The sequence below is a fragment of the Photobacterium sagamiensis genome (assembly GCF_050337085.1).
Classification (GTDB): Bacteria; Pseudomonadota; Gammaproteobacteria; order Enterobacterales; family Vibrionaceae; genus Photobacterium; species Photobacterium sagamiensis.
Genome location: NZ_JAKJSP010000018.1, coordinates 145,100 through 165,157 on the forward strand (window position 1 = coordinate 145,100; position 20,058 = coordinate 165,157).

Genomic DNA, 20,058 nt, shown 5'->3' on the forward strand with positions numbered 1-20,058 from the left:
TAGGGAGAAGTTATTCTCCCTTATTGAGCCCACACAGCTTAAGGGAATAATATGTTTAAACAAATTTTGGTTCCGGTCGATCTCAATGAACAGGGCTTCTCAGATAAAGCCGTTGAGCTCGCGGTCTGGCATGCGAAACAATCCAATGCGACAATTCATTTACTGAACGTCTTGCCTGGCATTCACATGTCGATGGTGTCGAGTTATTTTCCCAAAGATGCCGCTCGAAAAATGAAACAGGATGCCCAGCATCAGCTTAATCTTTTTGCTGAAAAATACATCCCGGATGAAATTATCCATCATATGTATATTTCTGAAGGAAAAGCCTGGACAACCATCTTAGAGCAAGCTAGCCGTATTGGTGCGGATTTGATCATCATGCCTAGCCATCAACGCTCGAAGCTGGATAAAGCCATGCTCGGTTCAGTTGCATCGAAGGTGGTTGAAAACTCACCCATCAATGTGTTGGTGCTCAAACCACAAGGTCATTTAAAATAACAAAAAGCACAAAGCCCGCAGATGCGGGCTTTGATTTATTCAGGGGCTGGGGTCGGTGAGTACATGACTCAGACTTAACCGTTACGCTGATCATACCCCCAGCGCGGCACTAAGCCTTGTTCAATACCAAGGTGATCAAGAATTCGTGCCACCATAAAATCCACCATATCTTCAATGGATTCCGGCTGATGATAGAAACCTGGTGCTGCAGGCATAATGGTCACGCCCATTTTTGACAGCTTCAGCATATTTTCCAGGTGCAGGGTCGAAAACGGTGTTTCTCGTACCACCATCAATAGCTGTCCCCGTTCTTTCATAACCACATCGGCAGCACGCTCAAGTAAATTATCAGACATACCATGCGCGACCGAAGCAAGCGTTCCCGCAGAGCAGGGACAAACAACCATTTGTTTTGGTGCCGCCGATCCCGATGCAACGGGCGAAAACCAGTCTTCCTTGCCGCACACATCCAGCTTACTGGCATCGCAGTTCAAATGTTTCACCAGCAACTCTTTCGCTGCAACCGCTCCGCCCGGTAATTTTAAGCCATGCTCTGTTGCCAGCACCACTCTCGCGGCAGATGAAATCAATAAATAAACCTGATAGTCAGCAGCTAAAAGGCATTCCAATAAACGCAAGCCATACGGTGCCCCGGACGCCCCCGTCCAGGCGAGAGTAATGCGCTTATCTTTCATTTTATTTTCCTTCATTGAGGTTACTTCGCAGCAAGTGCCACCAGTAACTTGTCATGTATACCGCCAAAGCCGCCATTACTCATCACCAGAATATTGTCGCCCTCTTTTGCTTCGGCTGTGATTTTATCCACCAGCAGATCCAAATCACTTTCAGTCATCGCTGGCTGAGTACAGGACCGGGTTATTTCCGCCACTGACCATGGAATAGTATCCGGCTGGAATACGAACACCTGATCGGCAGCATGTAATGCCGGGGCAATTTCGTTTTTATGAACACCTAACTTCATGGTGTTGGAACGAGGTTCTAACACCGCCAGGATCCGCTCATCTCCCACTTTCGCTCGCAAGCCACCCAAGGTTAGCTTAATGGCTGTCGGATGATGGGCAAAATCATCATAAACCTTAATTCCCTTCACTTCGCCTTTGAGTTCAAGCCGACGCTTGGTATTGATAAACCTTGCTAACGACTCGCAGCCAAGATCCGGCGTAACGCCAACATGACGGGCAGCAGCAATTGCCATCAGGGCATTACTCACATTATGCTCACCCACCAAATCCCAGCGGACGGTTCCCACCACGGCACCATCAAGATAAACATCAAACACACTGCCGTCGGCAATGCGCTTTTTCGCCATCCAGTGGCCATCCTCACCGGTATATTCCAACTCGCTCCAGCAGCCCATATCTAAGGTTTGCTGAATATTTTCTATACCCTTTGGCGCAAGAATTCGGCCATTACCCGGCACAGTTCTCACTAAATGATGAAATTGGCGTTGGATCGCTTTCAAATCATCAAAAATATCGGCGTGATCGAACTCCAGATTATTCATAACCAGCGTTCGTGGTCGATAATGAACAAACTTAGAACGTTTATCGAAAAAAGCACTATCGTATTCGTCCGCTTCAACAACGAAGAACATACTTTCACCTAAACGCGCAGAAACGCCGAAGTTTCCGAGCACCCCACCGACCAGAAAACCAGGTTGATAGCCACAATCTTCAAGGATCCAGGCCAACATACTGGCTGTGGTGGTTTTGCCGTGAGTACCCGCTACCGCTAAGACCCAGCGTTCATGCAATAAAAACTCCTGCAACCACTGCGGACCAGAGGTGTAACGCAGGTTGCGGTTAAGTACATACTCAACGCAGGGATTACCACGACTCATCGCATTACCGACCACCACTAGGTCCGGCGCCGGATCCAACTGTGACGGATCGTAACCTTGTATAATTTCAATACCTTGAGATTCAAGCAAGGTACTCATTGGAGGGTAAACATTGGCATCACTGCCGGTCACTTTATGGCCCAATTGTCTGGCAAGAATGGCGGCGCCGCCCATAAATGTGCCGCAAATACCTAAAATATGGATGTGCATAATTCTCGGCTCACTGGCTAAATTCAGATGATTTCACGCTTTTGCGTTACTTCGTTACCATAAAAAAGATCTTTATATACAATTCTTTATATACAAAAAGGTAACCCCCTATAAAACGGCTAACCGCCATTTATGGGTACATAATTGTCCGTTAGAGACATTGTACCTGACATATCCGCCCCAAAGACAACTTGATGCAAGGATTGTACATGCCCGATATTAGAACCCTTGGTGAGTTCATTGTCGAGAAACAGAATGACTTCCCCCATGCCAGTGGTGAACTCTCTTCACTGCTAGGCTCGATAAAGCTTGCGGCTAAAATCGTCAACCGTGAAATCAACAAAGCTGGACTTGTTGATATTACTGGCGCTGTCGGTAGCGAAAATGTGCAAGGTGAAGAGCAACAGAAACTTGATCTTTATGCCAATGATAAATTTAAAGCCGCACTGGAAGCCCGTGATCAGGTCTGTGGTGTCGCCAGTGAAGAAGAAGACGAAGCGGTAGCGTTCAATAAAGAATTGAACCGTAACGCCAAGTATGTGGTTTTAATGGATCCACTGGATGGTTCTTCGAATATTGACGTAAACGTTTCCGTCGGTACCATCTTCTCAATTTATCGCCGTATATCACCAAAAGGGACGCCACCGATACAAGAAGATTTCTTGCAGCCCGGTCACCGTCAGGTAGCTGCAGGTTATGTTATTTACGGTTCATCGACCATGCTGGTATACACCACAGGTAATGGCATCCACGGCTTTACCTACGATCCCTCTTTAGGTGTGTTCTGCCTGTCTCACGAAAATATGCGTATTCCTGAAAACGGAAGTATCTATTCTATCAACGAAGGTAACTATATTCGTTTCCCTGAGGGGGTGAAGAGGTACATTAAATACTGCCAGGAAGACGCGCCAGAGGATAACCGTCCTTATACCTCGCGTTATATCGGCTCTCTGGTGTCTGACTTCCACCGTAACCTCCTCAAAGGTGGTATCTACCTGTATCCAAGCACCGCTGCTTACCCTAACGGTAAGCTACGCTTACTGTATGAATGTAACCCGATGGCATTTCTGATTGAGCAAGCCGGTGGTTTAGCCTCGGATGGTGAAAATCGGATCATGGATATCAAGCCAACAGAGCTGCACCAGCGTGTCCCGTTCTTTGTCGGTTCAACTAAGATGGTCCGTCAGGTTGAGGACTTCCTGAAAGAATACCCGGAACAGCAGTAAACCTTCATCCAGCAGGCTGCAAATTAACAGCCTGCTGGATATTTCCTTGCCCTAAGAGCCTGCATTAACCAAGCTATTCACTGTTTTTTTAAGCCCGCTGGTTATAATTCATACATCTGTAACAATTAATTAACTAAGCATGAGGTGTGAACCATGAGCCTTAACCAAGTCCCGGCAGGCAAGGATATCCCAGAAGATATCTACGTTATTATCGAAATACCGGCAAACGCAGATCCAATCAAATACGAAGTCGATAAAGATACGGGGGCAGTCTTTGTTGACCGTTTCATGTCGACTCCAATGTTTTACCCATGCAACTATGGGTATGTAAACCATACTCTGTCACTCGATGGTGATCCTGTGGATGTATTGGTTCCCACTCCGCACCCACTTGTACCAGGCTCTGTTATTCGTTGTCGCCCGGTTGGTGTATTGAAGATGACCGATGAGTCAGGTGAAGATGCAAAAGTGGTTGCAGTACCACACAGCAAACTGACTAAAGAGTATGAGCACATCCAGGATGTCAATGATTTACCCGAGCTGCTAAAAGCACAGATCACTCACTTCTTCGATCATTACAAAGCACTTGAAGCGGGTAAATGGGTAAAAATTGATGGCTGGGCTGACGTAACTGCGGCTAAAGAAGAAATTATGACTTCTTTCAAACGCGCTCAGGAAGAATAATACCGTGAGTCGGTCAGAAAACGCTCCTAGCTCCTGAAAGAATAGGCGGAGCGTTTCAGCCGACGGATACAGTCAACGCTATAGCAGAACAAGGCATTAAAATGAAACCAAACGTGTTTATTGCGTTATTACTTCTGGCTTGTTTTCACCCAGCCTCTGTTCAAGCCAAGATCGTTACCCCTGACGAGTTTTGGCTGCAGTATACCCAGGGCAATCCCTTACTGATCGATGTTCGCAGCAACGAGGAATTTGTTCGTGGCCACCTGCCGTTATCACTCAATATCCCATACGACAAGATAGAAACAATCACGACATTTGCCGCTGATAAATCTCAGGCTATTCTGCTTTATTGCCGAACGGGACGACGAGCTGAAATTGCCGAGCAAACGTTAAACGAGCTGGGTTACCACAATGTCTATAACGGCCAGAGCTATCAGGCACTACTTATGGCAATGCCTGAATCATCGCTTTCGCAAAAAAATAAAGCACCATAACAATGGTGCTTCTTCTGTGTATTACTCACTCATAGTCCGAATCATCCTTAATCAAACTCAAACTGGTACAGTAAGTCAACGGCACTATCTAACCCCGATACCGCCTCGACATAGAGATCTTTCATCAGCCTATAACGAACCGTAAATTCACCGATTGAGTTAAATATCCCCACGCCATATTTGACCTGCAGGCCGGGCGCAATATAACCACTAATGGTCACTTGCGATTCATCACCCGCACCAGCCGTATCCAATGCAAGATCCTGAACACCGAAAGCTTCACCGACATTGCCCACCAGCTGACCACTTTTTGCGATCCCCATGCTGATCAGCGCTGTTGTCATCGCGCTATTATTCTCACCCGATTCACTGTCCAGGTTTTTACCACGCAAAAGATACGATAAGGCATTTTGCTGCGCCATGGCCGGATCCGAAAATATATCAATTTGGGGGGCATCGGCCGGCCCACTGACCCGGATCCCTGCAACCACATCATCTTCAATGTTGTCGGGATTTCGGATCGCTTCAATCGATAGATAAGGTTGATCTGCCGGACCATTAAACAAGATTTGGCCTTTACGAATAACCAATTCCTGACCAAATGAACGATAGGTACCATCTTGAAGGTTCACTTCCCCGTAAACCAGCGGACCTTTGTCCTTCTGACGAACATTCAGCTCACCGATCAGTCCGGCATTAAGACCAAAAGCTGACATTTTTACATCATTACCAATCTTCACCAAAATATTGGTTTTCAGATCAAATGGTATCTTCTGCTCAGCGTCTACGGGCTGTAAATCATCTGTTAACAGTATTTCATCATCCGACACCGATACCGCCGACTCCGGCAGCTGATCAATCTTGATCCGCCCCCATGGAATAGCAACATTCCCGGTGATCTCCGCATTATTGGGGGAGGCTGCAATGGTTAGATCCGGAGACACTTTCAGTGCCAGCATTGGCGGGATATGGAGCTCCAGTTCACGACCATTCACATCCAGCTGAGCTTTCCAGTTTGTCAGATCCTGCCAGTCACCATTACCGCGAATTCGCAATTTACCATCCGGAGTGATCACATCCCCTTCCAGAGTCGCGTTATACCCCGAGAAGGTTGCGCGAATATCGGCTTGTTCAACATCGAACGGTACTTGACGACCGATAGCCTTAACCTTTGTCACCTGGAGCAGACCATTCACAGCAGGGTGCATTACAGGGCCTGTCACGGTCAGATTGGCATCAACCTGACCATCAAACTCGTGGTAATCCTTAATGACAGGTTCGAGGATATCCAGCATCAGTCGATCTATTTTTACACTGGCCTTCAGCTGCTGCTCAGCCGTTAGCTGAGTGATCTGAGCCTCACCACTGAAGTTACCATTATCAGTTATCGCGATTAACCAATCTGCATTCAGCACATCATCTTTAATTTCAGCATTGACCGTGATCTTATCCCAACCCACTGTAAGAGGGGGTTGATCAGCCTCCGGCTCCTGAGTTACCGATCCCGTAGGGAGTTTAATCAGTGCTTTCACAAACGGCGATGTTTCAGGTGCCCACGCGGCTTCCAGATTGGCATCAACCTCCCCCTTAACCACAATCGATTCAGGAAGATAAGGCTCAATTAAATCAAAATCGAAGTTGTTCACCGCCAATTTAGCATAGCCTGATGTTCCGGCATTTAAATCTTCTGTTAAACACAGTGACGATTTACCCTGCCGCCAGCAATGAGCGGCGACATTGGCTAACTCGGTTTTCAAACCGTAGCCCAGTTTCGTGGGATGATCCAATGTCCATAAACCAACCTGGGTCTCAATCACTGCCTGATCCAAGCTTCCCTGCCAGCCGGTCTTACGATCAAGCCTGCCTGCCAGAGCGAGCTCTGCGCTGACGGGCTGCGCATTCACATCAAGGGTTAAAGTATGTCGCTCTTCGGTACCACGGAAGATCAGGCGCAGATCATCAAGTTTAAAGGCATCATATTCACCATTGGCGGCATACAGGCTGATATCCGCCTTTAATTCAGGCATTGGCGTCACTTGTCCTTTCAGCTCAAAAGACTGCAAACTCGCCAGTTCCTGCCATCCCAGAGCATCACCATTCAGTGCCAGATCTATCTCGGGTTCAGCCCTTTTTCCCGATAAATCAACCTGTCCATGAACTCGTCCACGCAGCCCAGGTAAAGATTGTGCTAAATCAGGCGCGTCAATCTGAGCTGTCATGGCCCATTCTTTCGCCAGCTTACCCTTTGCCGTTAATCCATTCGGACCATGCTTTAAAGTCAGCCCGCGGGTAACCAGCTGAATGTCACCTTTACCTTTCAGATCTTTGGCATCTAACTGCCCATTAAGGGTAAAGGGTTGCTTCATGACAACCCCGTCGATGGCCAGTTCCGGCAAGGCAACAAACCAGCCACCTTGCTTCGTCAATCCACCCGATGTCCGTAATTTCCCGCTCAGATCACCTTCAGCCTCCGGCCATTCCAAGCCTGGTTGAATATGGCTGAAATCAAGTTGTCCCTGCCACTTCACGGCATCTTTCCAGCTAGCATTCGCTTTACCGACGATGGTACCGCCTAGAGTATCGACCTTAAGCGCCTCAAGGTTGACCTTGTTCAAGTCGCCTTTACCATTCAGGCTCACCGCAACAGCAGGCATTGGCTCGCCATCAACCTTGCTCTTCAGATCAAACTTATAACCATCAAGGCTGCCTTTAGCGTTCACTAAGGTGTCAGCAGCCTCGAACTCAGGTTTTGTCTCAATTGGCCATTGGATATGATGACTGGAAACAGCCAAATCAAACGGTAGCTTCGGATCGAGTGGCGACAGTTGCCCCGAAACAAGCGCATCCAACGTCCCTTTCAGGCTTGCATCTAAAGTCAGCTTTGCCAATGAACCCGATGCGTTCAGAGCGAGCTGATGATCTTGCAGCGGCTCCATTGCAATATCAGCGTTCGCATCTAATGATAATGGGTAGTCACCGGTTAACGACACATCTGCCGTTGCTTGTAGCTTCGCCTGCGGTACATCTAAAACCAATTTACTGATAGCGATATCACTTGATTGCGCACTTGCAACAAGTTCAAGCAAATTGACCTGTTGCGGTATGTCGCCATTAAGCTTGAACTCCCTCACAGTAAAGCGCTGAATATCAAACGACATTGGCAACATGACTTCCGGTAAAGTAATAGGCTCAGAAGATGGTTTTTCTTCTACTGGCTGAGCCATATCTCCTTCAGCAGCCGTCGCAAGTGTCAGCTCAATACCTTGCCAGTCGGTTGGTTTTAGTACCAAATGGCTGCCTTCAATCTCTGCAGCAGTAGAAAACTGTTGCCATGTGATCTTGTTGCCCAGAATGTCTAGCGCAATATCATCAAGACGCACACGATCAATTCGAATCGGCAATGGCATAACCACATCCGTTACGGGCCCTGATGCAGGTTCTTCCGTATCTGCTTCTGATGGCGGCAATTCAGGCAGACTAAAACGGATCCCCGTCAACCCAAGCTCAGAGACGCACACTTCAGGGATCAAAAAACAACTGTCATTCAGCTTAAGGCTGAGGTTATCAGCTGCTAAGTCCACCAGCTCATCTCGATATTTGATCTGGTTTAACTGGAAGCCTTTAAGCAATGCGCCACTGCTACTGCCAACCGACAAGGCCGGCAGCGCTTTTTGTGCTCCCCATATCGCCAGTTTTACCCCGGTAGAGGTATAGAGCAGTGTCGCAACGGCAATGATTAAGAATAAAATCAGAGCCAGCAACCCCAGAGAAATACGTTTCACCCAGATCATAATTCAGGCCCCAGAATAAAGTGGATCTTGAACTTATCTTCTTCCCTATCAAGTCCCCATGCAAAATCAAGACGAATTGGGCCGACAGGCGATGCCCATCGCACCCCGACACCGGTACCACTCAGCCAATGAGGGTTATCAATCCAGGCTGAGCCGTAATCGTAAAAGACGGCCCCCCACCAATCGCCATAGACACGATACTGATATTCAAGCGATGAGGTCAGCATGTACTGACCACCGATCAACTGCCCCTGATCATCTCTAGGAGCAATAGATTCATAGTTATAACCACGTAAACTATTATCGCCACCGACGAAAAAACGCATCGATGGCGGCACGTCTTCAATTTTATCGGCAATCACAGCACCACCATCGACACGTAACAGCCCACGGTGATCCTCTCCGGCACTACGTATCCAGGCACTACGACCACGGAAGCGCGCCAAGCGTGTATCTGAACCGAACGCAGGATCTGAATACTCAATAGACATCAATTGCTTATCCCCCCAGCTAGGCATTGCACCGCCGCGGGCTCTGGCTTTACTGTAGCTGATACCCGGGAGAATCATTCTCAAAACACCACTTTCATTCGCACCCTGATTATAATTTTCATATAACCCGCGAATAGAAGCGACGCGCTTCCAACCCGACTCCAAGCGCCAATGACGCTCTAGTCCGATATTGTTTTCGATGCTGACGGTATCGTGGTTATCAACATAACGGATCCCAGTAACCACCTGATAGTAATCATTTAGCACATCATCAAGAGGGATTTTATAAGTCGCCTCAACTTTTGGCTGAGCTTTCGATAATTCAGTTTTTACATTCAGGCTATGGCCAGCACTATTCAACCACGGTTTTTTCCAGTTAAACTTCAAGCGCATCCCGACATCCGTCGAGTAACCAATACCGGTTTCAACCTGATTACGCACCTGTGGTTCAAGGGTGACTTGAATGGGTACCGTTTCGTCATCTAAATGGGAAACGTCACCTCCAACAAAAATAGAAGAGAACCAGCCTACATTTGATAAGCGATGATTAAACTCACCTAATTTGGAGGCTAAATACGGTTCATTTTCGTCAAAAGGAATTAACGATTGCAGCCGGTCTTCTTCAATCTGACTTCCAGTAAAAGTCGTTTCACCAAAGTTATAACGCCGTCCTGCGGAAAATTCGATCGTAATAAAAGCTTCATTTCGTGATGGCGCCACTTCCATTACACTCTTTGTCAATTCAGCATCAAAGTAACCTTTTCGCAGTGCCAGGCTGGAGAGGGACGATTTCAATGCTTCATATTTACCATGGTTGAGAGACTTACCAAGCCCTAAACCACTATCTTTCACTAATACAATAAAATCCGGATCATCTTCTGCCATTCCAGAAATTACGATATTGCTTCGGGCAATACGGGTGATCGGTCCAGGCTCCACAGTAACAGTGATCTCTGTGTCCTGACCATTTTCGTCAACCTGATAAGAAAATGAAGGTTGATAGCGGCCTAGCGCTTTAAGCGCATCTTTAATCTCGCCTTCAAGTTGCTCACGAAAGCGCAAAGTCGTACTGTAATCATCCTTAGGGATCGCTGATACATAAGCAGCAACGTTGGTTTTCAGCTTTCCTTTTAACCCCTCAATTTCAAGCGAAGTCTCCGCTAGCAGCGAGTTTGAAAAAATAATAGCTACAGCGGTAATGCCAAACCGTTTTAAAATGTTAGTCATTCTTATTGTGCTTCATTTATAAGAGTTTCACTTCAGGTATGCGCATAAGTGATTCTGACAAAGCCAGCCATAACTGCCAACATTTATTATCTGAAAAACATTGAATATTGATTGTCTTGCCGTATTCCTCTACTTTCTATCTAACAGACAGTGTAAAAGGATCTAACAATGTCACCAGAGAAACAGCAATTGATAATCCAAGACACAGCGCTAATCGGACGAGCAACCCCTATCATTCCGTCCCGGCCTCATGCCGTAAATAGCACTTTACTCAATGATGATAAACCTCAGGGACACGAGACGCTCATTGTCGGAATGGGGTGCTTCTGGGGAGCCGAACGACTCTATTGGAAACAAAACGGTATTTATAGTACAGCAGTGGGCTACAGCGGTGGTTTCACCCCAAACCCAACCTATGAAGAGGTCTGCACAGGTAAAACAGGGCATGCTGAAGTTGTCAGGATCATTTACGATCCATTGCAAATAAGCCTGGCTCAGCTACTGGCTCTTTTTTGGGAGAATCATGACCCAACTCAGGGCATGCGCCAGGGAAATGACATCGGTACCCAATACCGCTCCGCGGTCTATGTTACATTGCCAGAACAGCTCACACATGCCAACACCAGTAAAGAGCGCTATCAACAGGCCCTACAACAACATACTGGCAGCTCAATTACGACAGAAATAGAATTGGCTGGCACATTTTATTTTGCCGAAGATTACCACCAGCAGTATCTGGCCAAGAACCCTGATGGATATTGCGGCTTAGGCGGAACGGGGATTTGTTTAGCCCCGCAATGATTTTCTGGCCAGAGCAACAACCTCTGGCTAAATGACGTCCGCAGCTAAAGACTGAATTTCTCTGTTTACTTCAGATAATGCATTAAGAGCCTTAAGGCTCTGATTTTTTGGTGGTAATAACCGCCCACAATCAAATTCGAAGGCACCAATACCAACAATAAACAACCGACCACGAAAATAACTTTTCACGTAGCGCGCAATTTGGTTGGGGCGATATTGTTTAAATATTCTTAGCATGTTTCCCTCACATAATTGACATAGTAATAGACCTTGAGAATTCCAATTCGTTTCAAAAATCTAGTCTGAATATTATGTAAACTGTCTGTCAACCTTCAGTGTTTATCTGCCATTTTCACCCAAAATACAAATAAGAACTTTAGAACAGATTTTAATGACCTGCATAGAAACGATATACAATATTTTGCACAAATCCATGAGAACTTCGCAATTTAGATAAAATCTAAAGCATTTAGTGATTGAGATCGATTATTCTTAACTGGTATAACCAGAACATCAAAAGCTAACTAATATAGTGATGAATCTAAAAAATAAATGGAATAAATACAATGAATAAGAAGCCAATGATTGCTTTACTTGCTGCATTATTACCGGGTGTTGCAGCCGCACATAATATTCAAGTCGGACAAACCGTGCCTAATGTCACAGTGTCTGATCAAGGGGAAATCATGCTAACTGGTGACAAAGTCATCTATCAGCCATGGGAAAGTACACAGTTAACAGGCAAAGTCCGGGTGATTCAGGCTATTGCCGGTCGTAGCTCAGCCAAAGAAATGAATGCCGAAATCATAGAAGCAATCAAAGCCGCAAATTTATCGGCAGAAATATATCAGACCACAACCATCATAAACCAAGATGACTCAATCTGGGGAACGGGGGGCTTGGTAAAGTCTTCAGCTGAAGATAGCAAGCAAGAATTTTCCTGGTCATCCATGGTAGTCGATGCTGATGGCACTGTGCGGTCAGCATGGCAACTACAAGAAGAAAGTTCTACCATTATTGTATTGAATAAAACTGGTCAGGTACTCTTTGTTCAAGAAGGTAAACTGACACCACAAGAAATAGATCAAGCCATGGAGCTGGTTAAAACAAACCTGTGATCATCTGGCGTTAATCTTTACCTTCATGCAGACAAAGTCATGACCAAAGCTAAAAAGTAATGTTATATTATTACAATATTATTGGTTATGGCTTTTTCTCTTTAAGTGACAGTCAAAAAATGGCTTAGATTGCCGCGTTTCTGCATCGCTTTTCTGATCTTCCTGATTTACTCAATCGGGCCAATTACTGCACTCCATAAACTAGAGGCCATCAACCCACACCACCATGTTCAGGATTGTAGCATTTGCCATCTTGCTCATGATGCAACAACGCCCTTCTCTATCAGCCTGCCAGCTGAAATCAGCCATGGCTTCAATCACCTAATACTAGCCACCTCTCAAGGCTACACACAGCCTTCAATACAATTTGCCCGTGCCCCACCAATACATTCCTGATGTCAAAATATAAATCTACTCAATCGTATTTTATCGTAAGGAATTATTATGACTTTTCCACCGCGCGTCACGGCTTGCGCCCTAGTTGTTAGCACCCTTTTATCAACAACCGCTGCTGCCGATGAGTATTTTCGTCAACATGAAGCTCATCAGCACGGGGTTGTAGAATTCAATATTGCCCAAGATGGTCAAGATCTGTTACTCGAAATTACCGCTCCTGCCGCTGATATCGTTGGTTTTGAACATGCTCCACAAACCAACGATCAGCAACAAGCTCTTCAAAAAGCGCTCTCTCGGTTAGAAAAAACCACACAGTTGTTTAGCTTTAACCAGCAAGCACAATGCGAACTTACCGACAGCTATATAACTGAAACATTAACCGCTCATCATGACAAAGAGCACAGTCATGATAAACACCACGACCACCATGAGCATGAGCATGAGCATGAGCATGAGCATGAGCATGACAGCCATGGAGAGCACGGATCCTTTTCCGCACAATATAATTATCACTGCAAGAAGATCAATGCGTTACAACAAATGGAGTTGAGCTGGTTTAAATTTTTTCCTTCGACTGAAAAAATCACCGTGCAGGCTATCACTGAAAAAAGTCAGCAAGCGAGTCAACTAACGCCAAACAGCACCACTTTTATTTTTTAGTCATATCAGGGGGATATCATTCCCCCACTTTAGGAAAAACCATGAACGTTATTGAACTCAATAACCTGACATTCCGTTGGCCAGGCCAAACGGAAGACTTGCTCAACATCCCTCACCTATACATCGAAAAAGGTGAGAAAGTGTTTCTTAAAGGACCAAGTGGGAGCGGTAAATCAAGCTTGCTAAGTTTATTGGCCGGTATTACTCATCCAAGCACTGGAAGTATCAACCTTCTGCAACAGTCATTCAGTCATCTCAAACCTACCCAGAGAGATAAGTTCAGAGCCGATCACATTGGTTACATTTTTCAGATGTTCAATCTACTTCCTTATCTTTCAGTCATTGATAATGTACTGTTACCTTGCCGCTTTTCAACCCGGCGAAAAATGCAGATAAAGGATAGTTTGGAAGCCGAGGCCAAACGGATTTTAAACCAACTTCATCTCCCGCAAAGTTGCCTCAACAGGCCTATTTCTGAGTTAAGTATCGGCCAGCAACAGCGTGTCGCGGCAGCCAGAGCATTAATCGGCCAACCTGAATTACTGATTGCAGATGAGCCGACTTCCTCATTAGATCATGATAACCGGGAGGCTTTCATCGAACTGCTGATGAATGAATGTGAACAAGCTCAAACCACACTGTTGTTTGTCAGTCACGATGCAACTCTGGAATCCTTATTCGATCGTAGCATCGCTCTCCATGATATCAATCACGCATACAAAGGAAGCACACAATGAGTGCAATACTACGATTGGCATGGCAAAGCTTGGTAAACCGAAAAACAACGGCACTTCTTACTCTATTGACCGTAGCTATTTCTGTCACCCTGCTACTGGGGGTAGAAAGAGTTCGAACCCAGGCTAAAACGAGCTTTGCCAATACCATTTCCGGTACCGATCTCATCGTTGGTTCTCGTTCAGGACAAGTAAATCTATTGCTTTATTCAGTATTTCGTATTGGGAATGCAACCAATAATATCGACTGGCAGAGTTACCAGGAGATCAGCCAGCACCGAGCAGTAAAATGGGCAATACCCATTTCACTCGGAGATTCACATCGCGGCTTTCGTGTAATTGGAACCAATCAAACCTATTTCGAACGCTACCAATATGGAAACAAACAAGCCCTTTCATTATCTAAAGGGCGTACATTTACTAACCTATTCGAAACGGTGTTAGGTGCAGAGGTTGCCAAAAAACTAGGCTATCAATTAGGTGACGACATCGTCATTGCACATGGTATTAGTGATCAAGCATTCAATCGCCACGATAATCTGCCTTTTAAAGTCGTCGGGATCCTGGCTCCGACCGGAACACCTGTAGATCGAAGCGTTCATGTGTCTTTAGCTGCTATCAAAGCTATTCACGTTGGCTGGGAGTCCGGAGCAAGGCTTGGTAATACACCAGATGCCATAACCTTAGCGAACCATCAATTTGAACCCAAACAGATAACGGCGGCGCTCTTAGGTCTGCAATCTAAAATCCAAACGTTCGCCTTACAACGCTATATCAATACCTACAAGAAAGAACCATTGAGCGCCATCATGCCGGGCATTGCCCTACATGAGCTTTGGGGAATGATGTCTGTTGCTGAGCAGGCATTACTGGTCGTCTCAGCTTTTGTTGTCGTTGCGGGCCTGCTTGGTATGTTAACCAGCTTGCTTACCAGCTTAAATGAAAGGCGCCGAGAGATGGCGATCCTCAGGGCTATGGGTGCCAGACCTGGCCATATTTTCTTTTTACTGGTAAGTGAAGCGACGGTACTGACGGCAATAGGTATTACCGTTGGTACTGCCCTTCTATTTGGCATACTGCAAGTTTTACAGCCACTTATTCAACAACAATTTGGACTTCATATCAAAATCACAGCACCAACATCGCATGAACTAAGTCTGTTGGGATTAGTGCAAATTGCCGGCATCATGGTCGGGCTCATCCCCGCGATGCGTGCTTATCAACACTCATTAGCAGACGGCATGACAATAAGAGTATAGGACGGACAATAATGAAAAAGTGGTTAATTGCAATATGCTGCTGGTTGCCTCTGATCAGCAATGCTAATGATGTACTCACTTTAGACTGGATTGATTTAATTCCAGAACAAGAGAGAAATCAGTTTGATCAAAATCAGATGCCTTTCTCAAATCACGATGGGGAAGCAGCGAAACAATCAATGATTGGTGGTGTACGCGAAGAACTCAATGGTAGCAAAGTGAAAATTCCAGGTTTTGTCATTCCTTTAGAAGGTGATGATAAATTTGTCACAGAATTCTTATTAGTTCCGTATTTTGGTGCATGCATTCATGTCCCACCACCACCACCAAATCAAATACTCTATGTGAAATTTGAAAAAGGAGCACCAATCCAGCAATTATGGGATGTGGTTTATGTTGTAGGAAAATTAAAGACTCAGCATATCAACCATGAAATGGCCGAAGTAGGTTACTTACTTGATGGAGTTGGCCTTGAAGAATACGATGATATGTAATAGAAAGAGCTAGCTTTCATCAATGAGCTAAAGTTGGCTTATCTGATCTCATTAAACGAGAGAAGCAAGATAAGCCAACATACTCACATAACCTAAAACCAGTAAAATGTCTGCAACCCGTTTACCTGACTTATTCATCAACGCCTCCAGCCACCGCATTTTCACCAAACAAAATAATTAACAAATTTAACCATTATTCAACACCAAAGTCACGCCTATTGATAATATATACGAAGAACTGGTAAAACTATAATCAGGGAATCTTTATCAGGGGCAATTATGAGCAACGAACACGACGAAGATGCCACCGCATCAAAATCACCAAAAACCATCGTAACGACGAAAGAGAAAAATGAGAAAAGCAGCTATATAAAAAACAGTCAGGAACGAACTAAAGAGATCGCATCTCTTTATGCTATTAATGCAATGATCAGCCGTTCACATGAACAGGACCTACAACAAAGAACTGAGCACAGAGAAAAGATAGAACAACAACGTAAGCAACATAATCTTGAGGTAATCATTAAACTCGCTCATGACGCATGTGGCGATGAAACGGCAGGTGACCCCGATCCTGACTGGCTTGTACGCTTCTTTTCGATGGCCCAGAACATTCACGGAACATCGATGCAAAAACTGTGGGGAAGGATCTTAAAGCAAGAAATCCTATCTGCTGGCTCTGTATCTTTAAAAGCCTTAGAAACATTACAAAATATGACTCAAAGAGAGGCACAAACTTTCCAGCGTGCCAGCGTACTCGCCTGCCATTTTGGCAATGACAGCAGCAAAAGACTACTAACCGGAATTAATATAAAGAAAGGACGGTTTCCATTACTCAAGCAAAACTCAAGTCATAAACTGCAGTTGGGCAACTACCAACTTCCTTACTCAAATCTCCTCATATTGATGGAATTAGGGTTACTCTTGCGAACAGAACTAGAATCAGGCGAGATCTCCCTAGACCATACGCTGCCTTTTAGCTATCAAAACAATTCCAACATGTTAAAAGCAATGAAGAAGGGCACTACTTTCACCTATTATCGTTTCTCTCCAACAGGACAAGAATTAGCACGATTACTCGGAAATAAGGATCACGAAGCTTACAAAGAAAATCTACTTGATTTATTAAGTAAACATTTCATTGTTGAAAGTGCACTAACATAAATAGCATAAATTGGTCAATCAAGCTTTCACTGATTATGACGGTGTTATAGATAAATATAGTCTTGCTCGGTGTGATTTTATAGCACAAGTCGATTCAGTGAAAAGTTTATGCCCTTGGGTATAGATAGAATTGGTAAGTTCGTTAATGTCATTGCCATAGCGCCCTTGCCATTCAAATTGCCTTCCCTCAATAAGAATGACTCTGTGTTCTTTCAAACAAACGGATCTGCCAGCTTTACTGGGCAAACGAAAAAAGCCTCAGCATTTCTGCTGAGGCTTCTTACTAAGTGGCGGAGTCGACGGGACTTGCTACGTAAGCGCCCATTTCGCCCCGCATTCTCTTTAAAATAAAAGATTGGTATTGATAAAGCTCCTTTATAAATGGAGCTAAATCATGACACGCGAAGACAAGTGGAACTTATGGAATCAACGTTTGCAACAGCAAGCTGAAAGCGGACAGACAGTAACAATCTGGTGCGAGGAAAATCAGATTGCTCAATCACAATTTTATAACTGGCAAAAGAAAATTACTAATCCGCCGCAAGAAGCCGATAATGTCATCATTCCTATTTCGATGTCGTCACCTTCTGTTGCTGTTGTCATCGAGACGCCCAGTGGTTACCGGATCTCCGTCAATGACACTACTGTTATGGGGTTGCCTGCCAGACATCATCAAGGCCTTACCATGATCCCACCACCTGCTGGTAACGTCTATCTGGCTACGGGGGTGACTGACTTGAGAAAGTCCATCAATACACTTGGCCTGTTGGTTGAAGAGGTCTTGGAGCTTAATCCTGTCAGCCCTCACTGGTTCGTGTTCTGCAACCGCAGCCGTGACAAACTCAAAATCTTGCAGTGGGATACCAACGGGTTCTGGCTTCATTACCGCCGCCTCGAGAAAGGAAAATTCAGCTGGCCCAGGCACCCGAAAGATACCATAGCGATGGAAATTACCGCTCGCCAGCTACGGTGGTTGCTCGATGGCTTGAACTGGCAAAATGCAGTGGCACACCAAGCATTATCAAGCCTAAAAATACCATAAAAACAGCCAATTAAACTGGTTAAAGCGGCTGTTTTTACTATACTTTTTGTATGCAAAAGGAACTTGAAAAGCCCACGGGCATCACCCCAGAAATCCAAGCCTACATCGATAGCTTGGTTCAAAATGTCAGCCAAGAATACGAAACCCGCATTGCTGAAATGTGGGAGCAATTTCGGCTGACTCAAGCCAAGCGTTTCTTGCCACAAAGCGAGAAGTTCCCAGCTCAAGGTTGTTTGTTCAACGAAGCGGAATCACTGATAGATCACGAGAAACTTGACGATAAGCCGGAAATGGAAACCGTCACTTACACGCGTAAACGCGGTCGCAAGCCCATTAACCCAGATTTACCGCGAGAGGTTCTCGAGTACGATTTGCCAGAGGGTGAGAAAACCTGCCCATGCTGCCAAGGTGAACTTCATAGCATCGGTGTCGAGACCTCAGAGCAACTCGACATCATCCCCAAGCAAGTGAAAGTCCTGCGCCACGAACGTAAGAAATATGCGTGCCGTCACTGTGAAAATCACGGGGAAGGTAGCAAAATTATCACCGCGACCATGCCTCGACAACCTCTTCCCGGCAGTATTGCCACGGCAGGAACATTAGCAACCGTCGCAGTCAGTAAGTATGCTGATGGTCTGCCGTTATATCGTATTGAAAAAGAGCTGGCACGTGTGGGCATTGATATCCAACGTACAACATTGGCGAACTGGATGATAAAAACAGCCACATTACTCTCTCCGATTTATCAGTCTATGCACAAAGCACTCCTGAATGAGCGCGTGGTTCATGGTGATGAAACAACATTGCAAGTACTCAAAGAGCCGAACCGAAAAGCACAAACAAAATCCTACCTGTGGGCTTACTCCAGCCCAGAGCAGAGTCAAACACTTGTGGTGCTGTTCGAGTACCAACCGGGCCGTGCGCATACTTACCCCAAAGAATTTCTTGAGGGGTATGATGGTACCATCATGACAGATGGCTATGCCGCATGGCGCATGCTTGATAAGGTGACACACCTTGAATGCTGGGCGCATGCCAGGCGTAAGTTCAACGATGCTTTCAACTTAAGTCCCAAGAAAGCGGGTCGCCCTAAACAAGCGCTGAGTTATATCCAAAAGCTGTATGGCATCAAAAAAAGGCTGAGAGACAAGCCATCGTCAGAAAAATACACGGTACGTCAAAAAGAAAGCATCCCCATACTCAATGCGTTCAAAGCCTGGCTTGAAAAAGCCGCTTCACAACTACTTCCTGAAAGTCCGATGGGAAAAGCGGTCAGTTATACGCTCAAGCAATGGGGTTACCTTGAAAAGTATGTCGATGATGGTGCTTACCCGATAGATAACAATCGTGTTGAGCGAGATATCCGTCCGGTTGCGACCGGTCGGAAAGCCTGGTTGTTCGCGGATACCCAAAGTGGGGCGAATGCGAGTGCGACCTTGTTCAGTATTATGCTGAGTTGTCGAGCCAATGGTGTTGAACCCTACGCCTATATGCGTCATGTCCTTACAGAATTACCACAGCGTGATGAAGACTGTGATGTCGATGATCTGCTACCTTTTACCTTTAATCACTCCTAATCGCTAGGTGGGTAGGAATACCCGCTTACCTTGCTACTGCTTGAAATCAGCGCGCCCCGCCGTGACAGGCCGCTAAGCTCTCCAATAAAAAGCCTAACCAACTGAACAACCACTTCGCGGTGTCTATTTATATTGTTACAAACGTAAAAAAGCCCCAGTCGTTAGACTGAGGCTTTAATACGTGGCGGAGTGGACGGGACTCGAACCCGCGACCCCCGGCGTGACAGGCCGGTATTCTAACCAACTGAACTACCACTCCGCAGTGTCTATTCAGCATGAAGCTATTTGGCGCCTGGCGATGACCTACTCTCACATGGGGAGACCCCACACT

18 protein-coding genes and 1 tRNA gene are annotated in these 20,058 nt (G+C 45.6%); 13 read left to right on the forward strand and 6 right to left on the reverse strand.

Annotation, left to right across the window (positions count from 1 at the left end; translation table 11 throughout):
* Positions 1-51 precede the first annotated feature (51 nt).
* Positions 52-498, forward strand: coding sequence for a universal stress protein (locus L4D76_RS08625; RefSeq protein WP_428440505.1), 447 nt, complete (start codon positions 52-54; stop codon positions 496-498).
* 74 nt (positions 499-572) lie between these two features.
* Here L4D76_RS08625 and L4D76_RS08630 read toward each other — a convergent pair whose 3' ends face one another.
* Positions 573-1,193 (reverse strand): flavin prenyltransferase UbiX, encoded by a 621-nt coding sequence (locus L4D76_RS08630; protein WP_428440506.1) that lies wholly within the window; start codon positions 1,191-1,193, stop codon positions 573-575.
* Between the two features lie 20 nt (positions 1,194-1,213).
* Positions 1,214-2,569 (reverse strand): UDP-N-acetylmuramate:L-alanyl-gamma-D-glutamyl-meso-diaminopimelate ligase, encoded by a 1,356-nt coding sequence (gene mpl, locus L4D76_RS08635; protein WP_428440507.1) that lies wholly within the window; start codon positions 2,567-2,569, stop codon positions 1,214-1,216.
* 209 nt (positions 2,570-2,778) lie between these two features.
* On the opposite strand from mpl, the gene fbp reads away from it, so the two are divergent.
* From fbp to L4D76_RS08650, 3 genes are all read left to right on the forward strand, one after another.
* Positions 2,779-3,795, forward strand: coding sequence for a class 1 fructose-bisphosphatase (fbp, locus tag L4D76_RS08640; protein ID WP_428440508.1), 1,017 nt, complete (start codon positions 2,779-2,781; stop codon positions 3,793-3,795).
* A 153-nt stretch (positions 3,796-3,948) separates the two neighbouring features.
* Complete coding sequence (gene ppa / locus L4D76_RS08645; RefSeq protein ID WP_428440509.1) at positions 3,949-4,479, forward strand: inorganic diphosphatase; 531 nt, start codon at positions 3,949-3,951, stop codon at positions 4,477-4,479.
* Between the two features lie 101 nt (positions 4,480-4,580).
* A complete protein-coding gene (locus L4D76_RS08650) occupies positions 4,581-4,973 on the forward strand; it encodes a rhodanese-like domain-containing protein (RefSeq protein WP_428440510.1) in 393 nt (130 codons plus the stop codon).
* Positions 4,974-5,020: 47 nt separating this feature from the next.
* On the opposite strand, the gene tamB is transcribed toward L4D76_RS08650, so the two are convergent.
* Both tamB and tamA read right to left on the reverse strand, forming a co-directional pair.
* Positions 5,021-8,764: an autotransporter assembly complex protein TamB gene (tamB, locus tag L4D76_RS08655; protein WP_428440511.1), complete on the reverse strand. Its 3,744-nt coding sequence runs from the start codon at positions 8,762-8,764 to the stop codon at positions 5,021-5,023.
* Entirely contained in the window at positions 8,761-10,482 is a 1,722-nt protein-coding gene (gene tamA, locus L4D76_RS08660) for an autotransporter assembly complex protein TamA (protein ID WP_428440512.1), read from the reverse strand. Before tamA ends, tamB begins: the two co-directional genes overlap by 4 nt.
* A 168-nt stretch (positions 10,483-10,650) precedes the next feature.
* On the opposite strand from tamA, the gene msrA reads away from it, so the two are divergent.
* Complete coding sequence (gene msrA, locus L4D76_RS08665; RefSeq protein WP_428440513.1) at positions 10,651-11,283, forward strand: peptide-methionine (S)-S-oxide reductase MsrA; 633 nt, start codon at positions 10,651-10,653, stop codon at positions 11,281-11,283.
* Positions 11,284-11,310: 27 nt separating this feature from the next.
* On the opposite strand, the gene L4D76_RS08670 is transcribed toward msrA, so the two are convergent.
* Positions 11,311-11,520, reverse strand: coding sequence for a DUF1107 domain-containing protein (locus L4D76_RS08670; RefSeq protein ID WP_428440514.1), 210 nt, complete (start codon positions 11,518-11,520; stop codon positions 11,311-11,313).
* 329 nt (positions 11,521-11,849) lie between these two features.
* Here L4D76_RS08670 and L4D76_RS08675 point away from each other — a divergent pair, with 329 nt between their 5' ends.
* The 8 genes from L4D76_RS08675 (at position 11,850) to tnpC (ending at position 19,727) form a co-directional block, all read left to right on the forward strand.
* Complete coding sequence (locus L4D76_RS08675) at positions 11,850-12,401, forward strand: YtfJ family protein (RefSeq protein ID WP_428440515.1); 552 nt, start codon at positions 11,850-11,852, stop codon at positions 12,399-12,401.
* Positions 12,402-12,845: 444 nt separating this feature from the next.
* On the forward strand, positions 12,846-13,457 hold the full coding sequence (zrgA, locus tag L4D76_RS08680; protein ID WP_428440516.1) for a zinc uptake protein ZrgA: 612 nt from the start codon (positions 12,846-12,848) through the stop codon (positions 13,455-13,457).
* A 41-nt stretch (positions 13,458-13,498) separates the two neighbouring features.
* Positions 13,499-14,194, forward strand: a complete 696-nt coding sequence (locus L4D76_RS08685; protein WP_428440517.1) for an ATP-binding cassette domain-containing protein — start codon at positions 13,499-13,501, stop codon at positions 14,192-14,194.
* Positions 14,191-15,450, forward strand: coding sequence for an ABC transporter permease (locus tag L4D76_RS08690; protein WP_428440518.1), 1,260 nt, complete (start codon positions 14,191-14,193; stop codon positions 15,448-15,450). The genes L4D76_RS08685 and L4D76_RS08690 overlap by 4 nt, the downstream gene beginning before the upstream one ends.
* Positions 15,451-15,461: 11 nt before the next feature.
* Positions 15,462-15,944 carry a DUF3299 domain-containing protein gene (locus L4D76_RS08695; RefSeq protein WP_428440519.1) on the forward strand — a complete coding sequence of 161 codons (483 nt, stop codon included), beginning with the start codon at positions 15,462-15,464 and terminating at the stop codon, positions 15,942-15,944.
* A gap of 279 nt (positions 15,945-16,223) precedes the next feature.
* Positions 16,224-17,108: a TIGR03899 family protein gene (locus L4D76_RS08700; RefSeq protein ID WP_428440520.1), complete on the forward strand. Its 885-nt coding sequence runs from the start codon at positions 16,224-16,226 to the stop codon at positions 17,106-17,108.
* A gap of 394 nt (positions 17,109-17,502) precedes the next feature.
* Positions 17,503-18,150: an IS66 family insertion sequence element accessory protein TnpB gene (tnpB, locus tag L4D76_RS08705; protein WP_428440521.1), complete on the forward strand. Its 648-nt coding sequence runs from the start codon at positions 17,503-17,505 to the stop codon at positions 18,148-18,150.
* Between the two features lie 50 nt (positions 18,151-18,200).
* Entirely contained in the window at positions 18,201-19,727 is a 1,527-nt protein-coding gene (gene tnpC, locus L4D76_RS08710) for an IS66 family transposase (RefSeq protein WP_428440522.1), read from the forward strand.
* 182 nt (positions 19,728-19,909) lie between these two features.
* Here tnpC and L4D76_RS08715 read toward each other — a convergent pair.
* Positions 19,910-19,986, reverse strand: a tRNA-Asp gene (locus tag L4D76_RS08715).
* Positions 19,987-20,058: the final 72 nt, after the last annotated feature.

Bases quoted from the DNA above. Each gene is read 5' to 3' on its own strand.
- msrA (WP_428440513.1), top strand. From the start codon at position 10,651: ATGTCACCAGAGAAACAGCAATTGATAATCCAAGACACAGCGCTAATC.
- L4D76_RS08675 (WP_428440515.1), top strand. From the start codon at position 11,850: ATGAATAAGAAGCCAATGATTGCTTTACTTGCTGCATTATTACCGGGT.
- tamA (WP_428440512.1), bottom strand. From the start codon at position 10,482: ATGACTAACATTTTAAAACGGTTTGGCATTACCGCTGTAGCTATTATT.
- L4D76_RS08625 (WP_428440505.1), top strand. From the start codon at position 52: ATGTTTAAACAAATTTTGGTTCCGGTCGATCTCAATGAACAGGGCTTC.
- L4D76_RS08695 (WP_428440519.1), top strand. From the start codon at position 15,462: ATGAAAAAGTGGTTAATTGCAATATGCTGCTGGTTGCCTCTGATCAGC.
- ppa (WP_428440509.1), top strand. From the start codon at position 3,949: ATGAGCCTTAACCAAGTCCCGGCAGGCAAGGATATCCCAGAAGATATC.
- tamB (WP_428440511.1), bottom strand. From the start codon at position 8,764: ATGATCTGGGTGAAACGTATTTCTCTGGGGTTGCTGGCTCTGATTTTA.
- zrgA (WP_428440516.1), top strand. From the start codon at position 12,846: ATGACTTTTCCACCGCGCGTCACGGCTTGCGCCCTAGTTGTTAGCACC.
- fbp (WP_428440508.1), top strand. From the start codon at position 2,779: ATGCCCGATATTAGAACCCTTGGTGAGTTCATTGTCGAGAAACAGAAT.
- L4D76_RS08690 (WP_428440518.1), top strand. From the start codon at position 14,191: ATGAGTGCAATACTACGATTGGCATGGCAAAGCTTGGTAAACCGAAAA.
- mpl (WP_428440507.1), bottom strand. From the start codon at position 2,569: ATGCACATCCATATTTTAGGTATTTGCGGCACATTTATGGGCGGCGCC.
- L4D76_RS08650 (WP_428440510.1), top strand. From the start codon at position 4,581: ATGAAACCAAACGTGTTTATTGCGTTATTACTTCTGGCTTGTTTTCAC.
- L4D76_RS08630 (WP_428440506.1), bottom strand. From the start codon at position 1,193: ATGAAAGATAAGCGCATTACTCTCGCCTGGACGGGGGCGTCCGGGGCA.
- L4D76_RS08670 (WP_428440514.1), bottom strand. From the start codon at position 11,520: ATGCTAAGAATATTTAAACAATATCGCCCCAACCAAATTGCGCGCTAC.
- L4D76_RS08700 (WP_428440520.1), top strand. From the start codon at position 16,224: ATGAGCAACGAACACGACGAAGATGCCACCGCATCAAAATCACCAAAA.
- tnpC (WP_428440522.1), top strand. From the start codon at position 18,201: ATGCAAAAGGAACTTGAAAAGCCCACGGGCATCACCCCAGAAATCCAA.
- L4D76_RS08685 (WP_428440517.1), top strand. From the start codon at position 13,499: ATGAACGTTATTGAACTCAATAACCTGACATTCCGTTGGCCAGGCCAA.
- tnpB (WP_428440521.1), top strand. From the start codon at position 17,503: ATGACACGCGAAGACAAGTGGAACTTATGGAATCAACGTTTGCAACAG.